This is a genomic window from Candidatus Omnitrophota bacterium, assembly GCA_040755155.1.
Taxonomy (GTDB): domain Bacteria; phylum Hinthialibacterota; class Hinthialibacteria; order Hinthialibacterales; family Hinthialibacteraceae; genus JBFMBP01.
Map to the genome: position 1 here is coordinate 149,549 of JBFMBP010000153.1, position 13,778 is coordinate 163,326.

At 49.5% G+C, this 13,778-nt stretch carries 10 protein-coding genes; 9 read left to right on the forward strand and 1 reads right to left on the reverse strand.

What is annotated here, in order from left to right; translation table 11 throughout:
- Nucleotides 1–7 precede the first annotated feature (7 nt).
- The gene (locus AB1656_24330; protein ID MEW6238526.1) at nt 8–1,108 is read left to right on the forward strand and encodes a sulfate ABC transporter ATP-binding protein; all 1,101 of its coding nucleotides are present in this window, start codon (nt 8–10) and stop codon (nt 1,106–1,108) included.
- 386 nt (nt 1,109–1,494) lie between these two features.
- On the opposite strand, the gene asnB is transcribed toward AB1656_24330, so the two are convergent.
- Nucleotides 1,495–3,366 carry an asparagine synthase (glutamine-hydrolyzing) gene (gene asnB / locus AB1656_24335; protein MEW6238527.1) on the reverse strand — a complete coding sequence of 624 codons (1,872 nt, stop codon included), beginning with the start codon at nt 3,364–3,366 and terminating at the stop codon, nt 1,495–1,497.
- A gap of 693 nt (nt 3,367–4,059) precedes the next feature.
- Here asnB and AB1656_24340 point away from each other — a divergent pair.
- The 8 genes from AB1656_24340 to AB1656_24375 all read left to right on the forward strand — a co-directional run bounded on the left by AB1656_24340 (nt 4,060) and on the right by AB1656_24375 (nt 13,688).
- Nucleotides 4,060–4,698 carry a prepilin-type N-terminal cleavage/methylation domain-containing protein gene (locus tag AB1656_24340; GenBank protein ID MEW6238528.1) on the forward strand — a complete coding sequence of 213 codons (639 nt, stop codon included), beginning with the start codon at nt 4,060–4,062 and terminating at the stop codon, nt 4,696–4,698.
- Between the two features lie 166 nt (nt 4,699–4,864).
- Nucleotides 4,865–6,379 (forward strand): FG-GAP-like repeat-containing protein, encoded by a 1,515-nt coding sequence (locus AB1656_24345; GenBank protein MEW6238529.1) that lies wholly within the window; start codon nt 4,865–4,867, stop codon nt 6,377–6,379.
- 1,119 nt (nt 6,380–7,498) lie between these two features.
- A complete protein-coding gene (locus AB1656_24350; protein ID MEW6238530.1) occupies nt 7,499–8,089 on the forward strand; it encodes a sigma-70 family RNA polymerase sigma factor in 591 nt (196 codons plus the stop codon).
- Between the two features lie 36 nt (nt 8,090–8,125).
- The gene (locus tag AB1656_24355) at nt 8,126–9,085 is read left to right on the forward strand and encodes a FecR family protein (GenBank protein MEW6238531.1); all 960 of its coding nucleotides are present in this window, start codon (nt 8,126–8,128) and stop codon (nt 9,083–9,085) included.
- Nucleotides 9,082–9,714 (forward strand): prepilin-type N-terminal cleavage/methylation domain-containing protein, encoded by a 633-nt coding sequence (locus AB1656_24360; protein MEW6238532.1) that lies wholly within the window; start codon nt 9,082–9,084, stop codon nt 9,712–9,714. The genes AB1656_24355 and AB1656_24360 overlap by 4 nt, the downstream gene beginning before the upstream one ends.
- A 145-nt stretch (nt 9,715–9,859) precedes the next feature.
- Complete coding sequence (locus AB1656_24365) at nt 9,860–12,538, forward strand: ATP-binding protein (GenBank protein ID MEW6238533.1); 2,679 nt, start codon at nt 9,860–9,862, stop codon at nt 12,536–12,538.
- Nucleotides 12,525–12,935 (forward strand): pyridoxamine 5'-phosphate oxidase family protein, encoded by a 411-nt coding sequence (locus AB1656_24370; GenBank protein ID MEW6238534.1) that lies wholly within the window; start codon nt 12,525–12,527, stop codon nt 12,933–12,935. The genes AB1656_24365 and AB1656_24370 overlap by 14 nt, the downstream gene beginning before the upstream one ends.
- A gap of 492 nt (nt 12,936–13,427) precedes the next feature.
- Nucleotides 13,428–13,688: a hypothetical protein gene (locus tag AB1656_24375; protein MEW6238535.1), complete on the forward strand. Its 261-nt coding sequence runs from the start codon at nt 13,428–13,430 to the stop codon at nt 13,686–13,688.
- The last annotated feature ends 90 nt before the right edge of the window (nt 13,689–13,778 follow it).

Below are 13,778 nucleotides of genomic sequence, written 5' to 3' on the forward strand. Positions count from 1 at the left end.
ATCGGCGATGAGCATTGAAGTTCAAGGAGTAACGAAATATTTCGGCGATTTCGCCGCACTGAGCAACATCAGCCTCGACGTGCAAACCGGCGAACTCGTGGCGCTGCTTGGGCCGTCGGGTTCCGGAAAAACGACGCTGTTGCGCATCATCGCCGGATTGGAAGCGCCGGATGAAGGCTCTGTATTTCTGCTGGGCGAAGACGCCGCCTACAAGAATCCCAAAGACCGTCGCGTGGGCTTCGTATTTCAACATTATGCCCTTTTCCGCCACATGACCGTCTTTGAAAACGTCGCTTTCGGGCTGCGAGTGCGCCCGCGCCGCTTGCGTCCCTCGAAGCAAGAAATTCGGGAAAAAGCGATGAGCCTGCTGAGCCTGGTGCAATTGGAACGCTACGCCAACCGGCTGCCCTCGCAACTCTCCGGCGGCCAACGGCAGCGCGTGGCTTTGGCGCGGGCGCTGGCCGTAGAGCCGAAAGTGTTGCTGCTGGACGAACCTTTCGGCGCTCTGGACGCCAAAGTGCGCAAGGAACTGCGCCGCTGGCTGCGCCGCCTCCACGACGACATCCACGTTACCAGCGTCTTCGTCACCCATGACCAGGAAGAAGCGCTGGAAGTGGCCGATCGCGTCGTCATCATGAACCAAGGCCGCGTGGAACAAATCGGCGAACCGGAAGAAGTATACCATCGCCCGGCGACGCCTTTCACTTATAACTTTCTCGGCGACGTCAATATCTTTCACGGGCGCATGGACAACGGGCAAGTTCAGATTCTCAACCACGCGGAGGGCGACGCTTCCCTTCCCTCGCCCGGCGACGAGAAAACCGCTCAAATTTTCATCCGCCCCCATCTGCTCGATATCGGCTTCGAACCTTCGGGAAGCCACTGCTTCCGAGGCAAGGTTACGCATATCAATCCCGCCGGGCCGATCGTCAAAGTGGAATTAACCAGCGAGTGGGGCGCGCCGCTGCAAGCAAACCTTACTCAGGAGCGATATCGCGATCTCCACTTGCGAAAAAATATGGACGTATACGTCATCCCCAAAGAAATATGCGCCTTTTTCGACAGCACAAGCGTAACAGAGAGACAGGGAGACAAGGAGACTTGGTGACAGGGGGACTTGGAGATTGGGAGATAAGGTTATAAGTTGAATATTATGGGATGTGCTTTGCTTTGATCTCACTCTGCTTCTCGGATCACTAAACCGAAGTTCCCCCACTCAAAAGTCATAAGTATATAATACTCTGGGAGATAAACCCAAACGGGAGGTTGATTACTGGGTACAAAAGCGCTATAGTGGAAAGCGAAGCAAATCCAGCGCGCGTTGTTGCATCGGATCCAGGGAATGGCGCTGGATCAAAAAAGAAAGAAACCGGGTAACGAATGTGGTTTCAGAAGAGCCGCATAGATGCAATGGTTCGCCAGGAGGCTCACCCTCTCAACCTTTCCACGGCCTGTGCATCAAACCAAAGGGCTTTTCGCATAAGTTGTTTATTCTTACGAATAGGAAGGCATATCGAAGGTTTCTAGAAAGATTCCGAAGGTTAGGATAATCATGAGGAAATCGGTTTCGAAGGTGGTGTTGACCGATGCCCCTTCCGCCGAATATCTCGCTTTGAGCCGTTCTACGGCGGCGGGATTGAAGTATCCTTGACGTTTAATCGTTTCAGTGGAAAGAAGATCATTAACCCAATCGATATTTCTTTGTAACAAATAAGGGCTGCCCGGAGCCACGAAGCCGAATTTTTCCCGGTTCAGAATCGGCGTAGGCAAATAATTCTTCGCCATCGCCCGCAGAATATATTTTTCCGTCGCATCCTTAATCATCATGGAAGGGGGAATCGTCTTGACGAATTCCACTAGGTCTACGTCGAGAAAAGGATACCGCGCTTCTACGGAGTTGGCGTAAGCCGGGCGGTCGCCATGATCGGCGACGAGGTGATCGGCGATCCTCAGTTTGAAATCGAGATACGAACGCTTGTGCATAGGATGGCGGTTGCGCAGTTTTTCTTTATCGACTAGCGGATGATGAATCGATTCGAAATCCTCCATCCGCGCCGCCAACGCTTCGGAATAGATAGCGCTCTTGGTTTCGCGGAAAGCGAGAAAATCTCGTTCGTAGAAGAAATGGGAATCGCCCCATAATTCCTCCCGCCGTTCGTTTTCCAGCATCGTCTCCACGTCGAAGGGATCGTCCATATCCGACGAGCGCGTCTGGTCGAGACGATAGCCGACGTATCCCGCAAAGAGTTCGTCCGAACCTTCGCCTGTGAGCACTACTTTCAATCCCGCCCGGCGAACTAGTTCCGAAAGCGCCAGAGAACAGGCGTCGTAGGATTCCTTTAACGGACATTCCGCATGATAAATAGCGCTGCGCAGCCGTTCTCCGATTTGCGGCCAATCGAATTCGGTTTCGTGATGAATGGAACCGACGTATTCCGACATTAGGCGTTGATAACGCCGTTCGTCGATCTCGGCTTGAGAAAAGAGGACGGAAAAGGAATGGCGCCGCTCGTTGGGACGCGCCGCATGAATGACGGAGGCGACAAGGCTGGAATCCAATCCTCCGCTCAGATAGAAGCCGACCGGCACATCAGCGTTCAGCCGGTAGAGCACGGCTTGATTGAATAACTCGTCCAACCGCCGAATGTAATAGGATTCCTCCCGCGGCGGTTCGATATCCTGTTCTTCGGGATAAACCAAATCCCAATATTCCCGCGTCTCGATTCCGCTTTCTTTTACGCGTAAATAATGTCCCGATTTTAGGGAATATATGCCATTGAACATAGTGGCGGGACTGACGAGGCCGGGAAAGGTGAAAATCTGATCCAACGCCGTCGGATTCACTTTATGCTTTATAGAAGAATGCGTAAGCAGCGCTTTAATCTCGGAAGCGAAGAGAAGCATGCCATCCGCTTGCGCATAAAACAGCGGGGCGACGCCGAAATGATCCCGCGCCAAAAGCAACTCGCGCCGCTTGCGGTCGAAGATGGCGAAAGCGAATTGCCCGTTGAGGCGGCGCAAAAAATCCGTCCCCTCCTCTTCGTAGAGATGAGGCAGCGCTTCTACATCGCACCGTGTGCGAAAGACATGCCCTTTGCTTTCTAACTGGCTCCTCAATTCCTTATAATTGTATATCTCTCCGTTGCAGATGGAGACGATGGATTGGTCTTCGTTGAAGTGCGGTTGATTGCCGCTGGAAAGATCGATGATCGAAAGGCGCGAGAATCCCAATCCCGCGCCGTCAGCGGCAAAATACCCCGTATCGTCGGGACCGCGATGAGCCAGCATCTTCACCATCGCCGCCAGAGTATCATGGTCAATGTCGCATTCTCGATTCGAAGCGAAGATGCCAGCTATTCCGCACATAAATAAACCCGGTTCATCCGGCAAGTAAGTACTTGAGATTATTAACTTGAGCCTCTTGCAATACTCAATTATTCCTCCCCCAAGCCTGGGGGAGGTTAGGAGGGGGTTGTTTTAAGTCTAATAAAATCAACCCCCCTAACTCCCCCCAAACTTGGGGGGAGAATTAAAAGCGGATTTTATTAATTTTGCAAGAGCCTCAACTTATTTTGCGCATTTTCATTCCTTCGCCCTTTGGATAAAGGCAAAGGGATTAATCTTCATTGTTTTGGCATATACTCAATCCAAAACGTTTTAGCCTTTTTTCGTGTTTTCTTTTTTTCTTCGCGTTTTCGCGATTCAATCCAAGAAGCGTTATCGCCCCATCCTGGTTATCCTTTATTCCTGAATATCATGATTCAGACTAACAATAACTTCAGAAACTTCTGGGTAAAGATCAGCGCCCTCTGGGTCAGGGAACAATTTCACTTGAAATAAAGTCCTAGCTAGCCAAATCCCCTCTTCTGAAACGCTTCGAAAATCTTAGGGTGAATCGAGCGAAGCGAATCCCGCCAAAGTTTCTAGATAATGGATGCTGGCGGGACGCCCGCGCTCCCTGGCAAGTAATATTAGATACTCATATAGACTTACTTTTCTCCATAAGGTAAACTAAAATATATCGTTCTTATATAAATTTCCAATAAGGATTATGTAGCCATGAAAAAGGGTTTCACGCTGATTGAATTGCTCATCGTCGTAGCCATCATCGGCATCCTCGCCGCCATCGCCGTACCCAATTTTCTCAACGCGCAATTGCGGGCGAAAATAGCCCGCACCCATGCGGATATGCGCAATACCGCCACGGCTATCTCCATGTTTCGTATGGATACAAATACTTTCCTCCTCGATTATTGGGATGACGACGCAGATTTCGCCGTAACCAGATGGGAAAACGAATTTCATAAAGTCGGACCTCGGCCTCCCTATACGAAATTCAGCGATCCCTACTATCCATTGACCTCTCCCGTCTCTTATCTTTCCTCCATTCCCCAAGACCCGTTTAGTCCGATGGAAAAAAGCGTTGGCTTCGGCGCCGACGAACGAGGGACCAGTTATATTTATTTCGATAACGAACCGGGAAGAGGCGACGATTTCGGAATCAATATTTATCAAGAAGGAAACGCCTACGGCAAAGCGTGCGGCGTCGATCCTCTTAAGGAAGGCGAATTCGCCATGATCAGCATCGGCCCGGACGGCGCGATCGGCGCGCCAGGGAATAACAACGTCCGCGGTCTTCCCTACGAATCCAGCAACGGCCTGGTTAGCGATGGCGACATTGTGCACCGGGGAATTTAATCGAATATCATTTCGATTTTCGTTCAATGAAAAATTCTGCGAAGAGCGTTTACGAGCATTGGAGGATTTATTCTCATTTCGCTATTCACTTATCGGTTTTTTAATGAAATAATGGATTCGCTATCGACATCCTATTAATATGATGCGACCCAGGCGTTCTATGCGATTGATTTACATTGCCTTAGTTATATCCGTCTCCCTTAGCGCCCACGGCGGCCAGATTCATACCAATCTGTCCAATCTAGGGGCTGTTCATATCACTCATTCCTCTTCCTACCGTCTGCAACTTGGATACGCCGTATCCGGCGCGGGAGATTTCGATGGGGATGGCTATCTCGACATCGCCATAGGAGCGCCTTATTTCCATTCCGGCGAATTGGGAGACGTCTTCGACAGCGGGGCGATTTTTATCGTTTCCGGCCAAGATATTGACAACGTCCATAACGAGATCGATCTCGCCGCGCCCAGTCTCCAAATCGCCGCTATCATTGGCCAATCGGAATCCCGCATCGGGAAAGTCTTCGCCAAATTGGGAGACGTCAACGCCGATGGAGTCGACGATTTGGCTATTGGCTCCGAAGATCATCGGGCGGGTTATATTCTTTATGGAAAAAGAGAATTCGTTTCCAAGATTTTTCTGGATAATTTGAACGATGGAGGAGTGGAAATTCTCAATACCGGCGTTACCGTCTCCTCGGCGGGCGATATCAATCGCGATGGATTCCACGATGTAGCGTTCGGCAATCCTTATTCCGAAAAAGTATCCCTAAACGGCAAAGACTATCATGTGGGAAGAGTAACCGTAATTTTAGGCGCTCCCCTTCTACCCGATTTATTGAACGCCTTGATTCCCGGCTCCAGCCATTTTTCTTTGCGCGGCGAAGCCGATGCGTTGACGGGAAGCAGTTTGGCGGGAAACATCGACATGAATAACGACGGCGCCTCCGACTTGTTCATCGTGGCGGCGCGCGGCGGCAAGGATTTCAAGGGCGAAGGATTTCTTATTTTGGGAAAAGATGACATCGCCGGTGATAATGCGCCATCCTATTCGTTCCTGATTCGTCAAGCTTGCCGCGAAGTCCGTTCCGCCCAAGACGTGAACAACGACGGATATTCCGACATCCTCATCGAAGACGAGAATTCTTCCTGGTTTTTGCTTTTAGGCGGAGAGTATAAGGGCGAAACCACTTTATCCAATCTATCAGGTCAGGAAGGAACGAGATTCTATGGCGCCGAAGCGGTTTTTGGCGTCGGCGATTTGAATGGGGACGGCTTCGACGATATCGCCGCCGCCCAACCCAACGCCTCCATCGACGGCAAGGTTCTGGCGGGGCGGGCCGTCTTTCTTTTCGGATGTCCGGAATGGCCGCAGATCGTCGATATCGATAAAATCTGCAATGGTGAATTCACCCCGCTGGATTACGTTATTGTCGATGGGGACGAGGCTTTTGGATTGTTTGGTTCCTCCATAGCCGCAATTGGCGATATTCAGGGAGATGGATTCGACGACGTCGTCATTGGCGCTCCATCGGAAAAGCTGTCGTTCGAATCCCTGCCGGAACGGCCTGGAGACGCTTATATCCTTCAAGGTGATAAATTCTTCATGTGCCTGCAAACCAATCGCAGCGTCTTTCGCAACCGCAAGAACGTTTTTAGCCAAGTCAAGAACCTTCATCCCTAATCCATTCCAATATTTATCCTAATTTTTATCTATATGAGCCTCATGCAAAATTCCATTATTCCTCCTCCAAGCCTGGGCTGATCTTTACCCCTAAGCAGGAGAGATTAATCAAGAATGACGATCCGGCAAAAAGTATTGATGATGATATCGGGCGACAACCTATTGGGGGTGCAGGCATCTTGCCTGCGGGATATCTTGTGCAGGCAAGATGCCTGCACCCCCAAAAATTGACTTTTTGCCGCTTCAACAAGAATGGTAACCAGTTTACCCGATTGAAGAGAAATCCTTGTTTTTAAGCCCTGAAAGGGCGAAATAAAATAGCCCAGGCCAACGGCCTGGGAACAGGATCGGCAAAGACCTAAGCTCTGAAAGGGCGAAATAATAAATTCGTATTTCTTCTCTTCCTACGGCTAAATAGTTACCAAGAATCGAAGAGAATATTCTTTTCTTGCTGCGCGATCGAATTGCGAAACCACGAAAAGGCTCGAATTCCTCGAAATTATTGAATCACGGATATCGCGGATTCTTTTAAATTTCACGGAAAAAAGCAACTCACGGCGCGTTCCCATACGCCAAATTTTTTCTTTTTTCGTGTTTTTCTTTTTCGTTTCGTGTTTTCGTGATTCGAAACGGCAATTCTAATCGACTACTTAAACTTCTTAATCCCGCATTACATAAGTTACTAGTCACTTGTCACTAATCACTGTTTTTAGGATAAACAACCCTGGATTCAAGACTATTTGACAAAAAAAATGTAATATTTCCTTCTCCGCAAGATAGTAAGATAGTAGAAAGGACGATCCGGCAAAAAGTATTGATGTTGCTGTCGAGTGACTACCTATTGGGGTGCAGGCATCTTGCCTGCAGTATATCTCGTGCAGGCTGGAAACCCGCACCACAAAAAATTGATTTTTTGCCGTTCCGTCAGAAAGGGAACCAGAAATCGTTGCGGTCGAATTCCCTTGTTTCCGCCTAACGGAGTGGGATAGTGAAAGAATGACAAAACCGTTCATGTTCAATAGACTTCGCCTCGGCGCTGCCGGAAAACCATGGTTATTCCGGCCTATCAACCGTCTATGACGAAGGAAACATAAAAACGGCGGCGAATGGAAGCAACAGGTGGATTCGATCGGCAAGCAGCAGCAACAGGAAATCGGATTAGGTTTTCAACGGGGAGAGCGCTGGGCGTTCGAGGCCGCTGCGCGTCTCTTTTTTTCCCCGGTGGTCCATTTCGTCAGTCATCTTCTGCGCGACCAGGAAAAAGCCGTCGATCTGACGCAGGAAGCATTCTTTCTGGCGTGCCGGGCGCATAGAAAATTCGACGCTAGCCGGTCGTTCTTGCCCTGGCTTTATCAGATCGCGCGCAATTTGGCCTATAAAGAATACAATCGCCGCAAAAAAGAACCCGAAGTTTCCTGGGAAGACGCCGAAGAATTCGCTGCGGCGGCGTTGGAGGCGGACGGCGGCGATCCCAGAGCGGCGGCGATGGAAGAAGAAACAATGGAACGGATTCAACGGGCGGCCAGCCGCTTAAAACCGAAATACCGGGACGTCTTGATCCTAAGAATGATGCAAGGTTTGCCGGGCGAACAAGTCGCCGAGATGCTGAACATTCCCGTCGCTACCGTCAATACGAGATTGTTCCGGGCTTTGGAGCATTTGCGGCGCTTTTCCCAACAAGAAGGTCTCTCGGAAAACGAATTGTTTTAATAAACTTAATCTTCAGCAAGATAAGTGAGAATCGGCATGAAATGCGCCACCGTAAAAAAAGAATTGCTGGCTTGGGCGGTGGATCGTCCGGGCGAATCCCCCCCGGCCGTTTGCCGGGATCATATCGCCCAGTGCGGCAATTGCGCGAAAGAATGGACGCGGCTGCAGAAGTGGGCCATTCTGCTGCGATCGAAAGAGGAATGGACGCCGGAAGAAGGATTTTTCGAACGGCTGACCGCCAACGCCATGCGCGAGAAGAACCGGGCCGCCCTCACCGAATCCACCCGCCGCGACCTGTCGTTGGATTCTAGCGGCGGTTTATTCGCTTTTCTGCGAACTCCACTCCAGCGCCGATGGATTTTCGCTGGGGCGGTTTTCGCCATACTGCTTCCTCTTGCCTTCATCGCTTACGGCTCCTACGACGCGATCGGTCAGATCGATTACGCGGGCGGCTTGGTCTTCAATCAAACCGCCTTTTCGAAAGAAATCCGCAAAGAAGACGTCGTATCGCGCGGAACCGCCATCCAAACAGCGGCGGATGCGGAAAGCATCGTCCGTCTCAAGGGCGGTTCGGAAGTATTCGTCGATTCCCGCAGCCGGGTGGCTTTCGTCGATAACCGCACGGTTCGGCTGGAATTGGGTCGAGCTTATTTCGACGTTGCGCCCAACCGCAAACCGTTCGAGATAACGACTCCCAACGGCGCCATTGCCGTTCTAGGCACCGCATTCGCCGTGGATGTGAACGGGGATGAGACGGTGGTCACCGTAACGCGAGGAACCGTGCAGTTATCGAACAGCGCCGGTCTCGTCCGCATCGCGAAAGGCGGCGAAGGGATTGCGAATCAAAATAAGCAGCCCATCCTGCGGGAAGCGCAACGAATGAATCAGACCATCAAATGGATATCTTCGCTGCTTGAAAAACGCAACGAGGAAGATTTGCGCACGTATTACCCTTCCCTGGCGCCTCCGAGGCCGCGAATGAGGCAAGTCAAATGAAGAAAGACGGATTTACTCTGTTGGAATTGCTCGTCGTCGTGGGGATTATCGGAATCCTCGCCGCCATCGCCGTTCCCAATTACCGCGACGCCGTCACTAAGAGCCGCATCGTCCTCGTTCAAATGGATCTGCGAACGCTGGGAACCGCTCTGCACAGTTACCGTCTCGACCATAATATCTATCCCCGCAAGCAAAACAATTTGCTCTTCTTCGTCGAATTCCTCATTTCGGATTTAACAACGCCCGTCTCTTATTTGTCATCCGCCATAAAAAAAGATCCTTTCGGGCCGGTAACGGAATTCGAAATAAAAGATACGTTCAATGGAGAAACCGTGGAATATGTGCGCGCCCCCACACTCGTCAAAAATTCGTATACGTATACGCCCTATATGAGTTTCTCCGTCATCCTTAGCAATTCCGGTTTGCGCCGTGAAGGATTCGCCCTCACTAGCGTGGGGCCGGACCGGATGGATTCTTATATCGTGGATTATCCTTTTCCAGAATACTATCGTTATCCCGGCGACACGGTGCGCGATTCGGTCTACAATCCCAGCAATGGGATTATCAGCAGTGGAGATATCGGCTTTTTCGGCGGCGATATTCCCGTCTCCGGCCTCATTGGCGGTTGAACATCCCGCCATTAATACAGTACTAAATCCCTATCCTTCCTCGAATCTCTTTTTCCGTCCTCATCGTATAGACTCTTCCGCTTTTATCGCAGATAATCGTTCAATGATGCGGAGGAAATCTCTTAGTTCCCAATGAGGATCGATTATGCTTTTCCCATTTCATTTCGTTTCATTCCTATGGTTCGCGATTCTATGGTTCGCTAATGCGGCATTCGCCGAATCCACTCCTCCGGTCAATCCGGCGCCGTCGCAAAACGGCGTTAAACTTTCGATTCCCGAGAACAACGAAAGCGCTGCAACCATCGGCGTATTCGATCGAACCGCCGATTGGGGAACGCCCGAATTTCCGCCGAAATTGGGGAAGAACAAGGTTTCGGGAAAAATCAACTTGGCAACATCCACCGATGGCCTCCTTTATGATATATACGGTAACGGAGACCACATTTACGATAATTCCGATGAAGGTTTTTTCGCCTATGCGGAAAAAACCGGATCCTGGCGATTGGAAAGCCGGATCGAACTCATGGAGATGGGAGGCGGCAACAATTACGCTCACTCCGGACTCATGATCCGGGAAAAAGGAGGAAGCGCCCAATCGAAGTTATATTCTCTATTTCTAGTCTGGAATTATATCAATAAAAATTTTATGCTTTTGGCCGCCTGGCGAAGCAAAGAAGGCGCCGCCATTCAAGCCGCCGCCGTTCAGGAATTCGATCCCCAAGAGAAAAGTTTTTATCTTCGCGTCTCGCGCTGCGCCTCGAAAAACATATTCTATTCCGAGTGGTCGTCCGGCAACGCCATTTGGAATGCGGCACATTTTTTTTCGATGGAAATGGCGGAGAACGCCGCCTACGGCGCGGCTGTTTGCAATCAAATCGATAACGAATTGCTGGCTCGCGCCCGCCTTTCCCGCGTATCTCTGGAATACGCCGAGCCTTTTGCTGTTCGTTTCTTATCCACGAATGGCTACGCTTCCGATATTACCGTCTTTCTGGAAATCTCGAATCCCCGCGACGCCACGGCTGTGGTAAACGTCAATGAGTATCTTCCCATCGATTGGACGGTGGATTCCATCAGCGGCGGGGGAATTGAATTCGATGGATTCATCCGTTGGATTTTCCCGGCGCCGCCAGGGTCCACATATTTAACCTATTTGGCCCATCCTTCCGCCAACGACAATGGGCAAACCGAATTTCGCGGAGAGATCGGCTCCAGACCGATATTCGGCCAGAACCGGACGATCTTTCGCAAAATCCGCATGGACGCTTTGCGTCTGGCGATCTTTTCGGGTACTCCTCTGCTTTTATTTCTCATTCATATCTGTCTCTTTTGGTTTTATCCCAAGTCGATCGAAAACCTCTTTTACTCTTTGTTTCTTGTTTTCGCGGCGCTTACCCACTACGAACTTTATTGCACGGCTCATTTGCCGGGAGGCTTGGCCTATTCGGACAAATTTTACCTCTTTCTCTACACGCAATTCGGCATGTTGATCCTCTTTTTTCACAAAACGATTTACGTGAAGTTAACCAAGTATTTTTGGTGCATCTTTACTCCCTTTGTTTTGGCGTTTCTTTACATGACGTTGGTTAGCAACGTTACGCAATCCAATTATTTTTTCTTTCGCGGACTATCCTATCTGTATTACTTCGAAATCCTGCGCATCGTTTTCGCCGCTCATAAAAGACGCGCCGATGGAGCCGCGCTCCTTTCCTTCGGCATTATCGCTTACGCTTCGCTCAATCTCTGGCTCTCCCTCGTCAATTATTGGGGACGCCCCAATTTCACGCTTCCCCACCAGGGCAGCATCGCCAACCTGCTTTTTCTCCTCTCTATGTCCGTCTATCTCGCCTACCGATACGCGAAAACCAGCAAGGACCTTGCCGCTCTGACCGCTGAATTGGAAAATCGCGTGGAACAACGCACGGCGGAACTCAAAGCCGCTCAAAATCATTTGATTCAATCGGAAAAAATGGCGTCGCTAGGCCATTTGGTCGCCGGCATCGCTCATGAAATCAACAATCCCATTAATTTCATCAAAAGCAATATCTTTCCCCTCAAAAATTATCTAACCGGTTATAAACAAACCATCGGCGTCGTCTCCAACATCAAAGACCAATTGCCGGACGATGTCCGAACGCAATTCGAAACCGCCGTCAAAACCAACGACCTGGAATTTGTGGAAGAAGACATCGAGAATCTGCTGCACTCCTTCGAAGAAGGCTCGAACCGCATCGTGAAAATCGTCGCCGATCTTCGTCAATACATCCGAACGGATAAACGCTTCCATTCGGTATACGATCTCCGAAGCGCCCTAGAGACCTCTTTGAGTTTGTTGCAAAACCAATATAAAGGCCGCATCGCCATTCATTCGGATTTCGGCGGCGACGTCAAACTCTTCTGCTCGCCCGGCCAGATCGACCAGGTTATGATGAATGTTTTGAAAAACGCTATCGAAGCCATTCCGGGCGAAGGAAACATTTGGATCGACGTCAGCCAAGACGATCGGAAAGCGATCGTCAAAATCCGGGACGATGGCAGAGGCATTCCGCCGGAAAACCTGAATCGAATCTTCGATCCGTTTTTCACGACCAAACCGATCGGCTCAGGCACGGGTCTTGGCCTCTCCCTCGCTTATAACCTGATAGAACAACATGGAGGAGAAATCTTTGTGGAAAGCGAACCAGGTCGTGGCGCAACCTTCACGATCATGCTTCCTATTCAACAAGAAATTGAGGAGGATGCCTCCCCGCCGAGCGAAATAAATGATATGATAATCCACGATTCCGACGTGAAAAGAGGGGAGAAATTCAATGAATTCCAATGATATCCGATCCCAAGCCATGAGCGTATTGAAAGCGAAATCCATTTTTTATATGGCTACAGTGGACAACGGTTCTCCCAGAGTCCGGCCCATGACCCTTCTTTGCGCCGATGGATTCAGGATTTGGACTGCCTCCCATAAAGAAACCGCCAAAATGAAAGAGATCGCCCAACACAACGAGACGGAAGCCTGTTTTCTCGACGAAAAAAACCGCCAAGTGCGCATTCTGGGAACGGTGAAGGTCTACGAAGACGAGAAAACATGGGCCAACCTGCCCTGCCCCCCAGAAGGAATACCCCAAATCGAAGATCCCAATTACGTCCTGCTCTTGATCGAACCCAAACTCGTCCGTTTCGTCAACGACTGGAGCATGGATTATAAAATCATCCCGATCGAATAACCGGCGGCCGTCCCAGTCAGAAAAAACGCGCCGATTAGAAGCCTCCCATCCCCAGACGAATGGAGGACTGCGCTTCGTTTCGATCCAACGCAGCAGACATTCCGAATATCCATCGATGTGAAATAATTCGGAACTTGATATTCCGATAGATGAAATATCGGAAATATATATTCCGTTTTCTCTTTCATCGAATATCCCCATATCGTCCATTCATAAAAAGACCTATTTTTACGGGGATTTTTTTGCAACCGCGATTCAGCGTAAACCACTCCACCCCAAAATTATCCATACTGTAACTTCAATCGATGTAATTGCGATCTCATTTCGCTAAAAAAATCGGCGCCTTGAGTTCCGATTAAAATAGATTGGTAATTCATTACCCCTAAAAAATCAAATAGATATGAAATTGGAATAATTATTGTAATATGAATGACGTTAATTAAAGATTCAAGTGAATGGCGTTCGACAAGGGTATGAGAATCGAGCAATTCTATGCCAAAAACGGAATCGAAAAAACAAGCCGTTCTCACCGGAGTCGTAACGGCGGCGGAGTGGGATGAAAACGGCAACGTTGTAGGAGTGATTTTAGCCACGGAAGACGAATCCGAGTATAGAATTGCCAACAGTCCCCAAGGTAAGAAACTTTTCAACCTATTACAGCATCAAATCAGAGCCACAGGCATTGTCGGCGAAGACAAATCGGGAAAGAAAACCTTATTGGTCTCGCAATTTCAAGTACTTCAACAATGGTAAATGCAAGAAATATTTGTTCCCAAGCGTTATCGATCAAATCTTTATTCGTAAGTTGTTTCTTATAGAAGGAATAAAAAAACCAATCAAAAT

Excerpts from the sequence above, each read along its gene's own strand:
- AB1656_24370 (MEW6238534.1), top strand. The coding sequence starts at position 12,525 with ATGAATTCCAATGATATCCGATCCCAAGCCATGAGCGTATTGAAAGCG.
- AB1656_24330 (MEW6238526.1), top strand. The coding sequence starts at position 8 with ATGAGCATTGAAGTTCAAGGAGTAACGAAATATTTCGGCGATTTCGCC.
- AB1656_24355 (MEW6238531.1), top strand. The coding sequence starts at position 8,126 with ATGAAATGCGCCACCGTAAAAAAAGAATTGCTGGCTTGGGCGGTGGAT.
- asnB (MEW6238527.1), bottom strand. The coding sequence starts at position 3,366 with ATGTGCGGAATAGCTGGCATCTTCGCTTCGAATCGAGAATGCGACATT.
- AB1656_24340 (MEW6238528.1), top strand. The coding sequence starts at position 4,060 with ATGAAAAAGGGTTTCACGCTGATTGAATTGCTCATCGTCGTAGCCATC.
- AB1656_24360 (MEW6238532.1), top strand. The coding sequence starts at position 9,082 with ATGAAGAAAGACGGATTTACTCTGTTGGAATTGCTCGTCGTCGTGGGG.
- AB1656_24365 (MEW6238533.1), top strand. The coding sequence starts at position 9,860 with ATGCTTTTCCCATTTCATTTCGTTTCATTCCTATGGTTCGCGATTCTA.
- AB1656_24375 (MEW6238535.1), top strand. The coding sequence starts at position 13,428 with ATGCCAAAAACGGAATCGAAAAAACAAGCCGTTCTCACCGGAGTCGTA.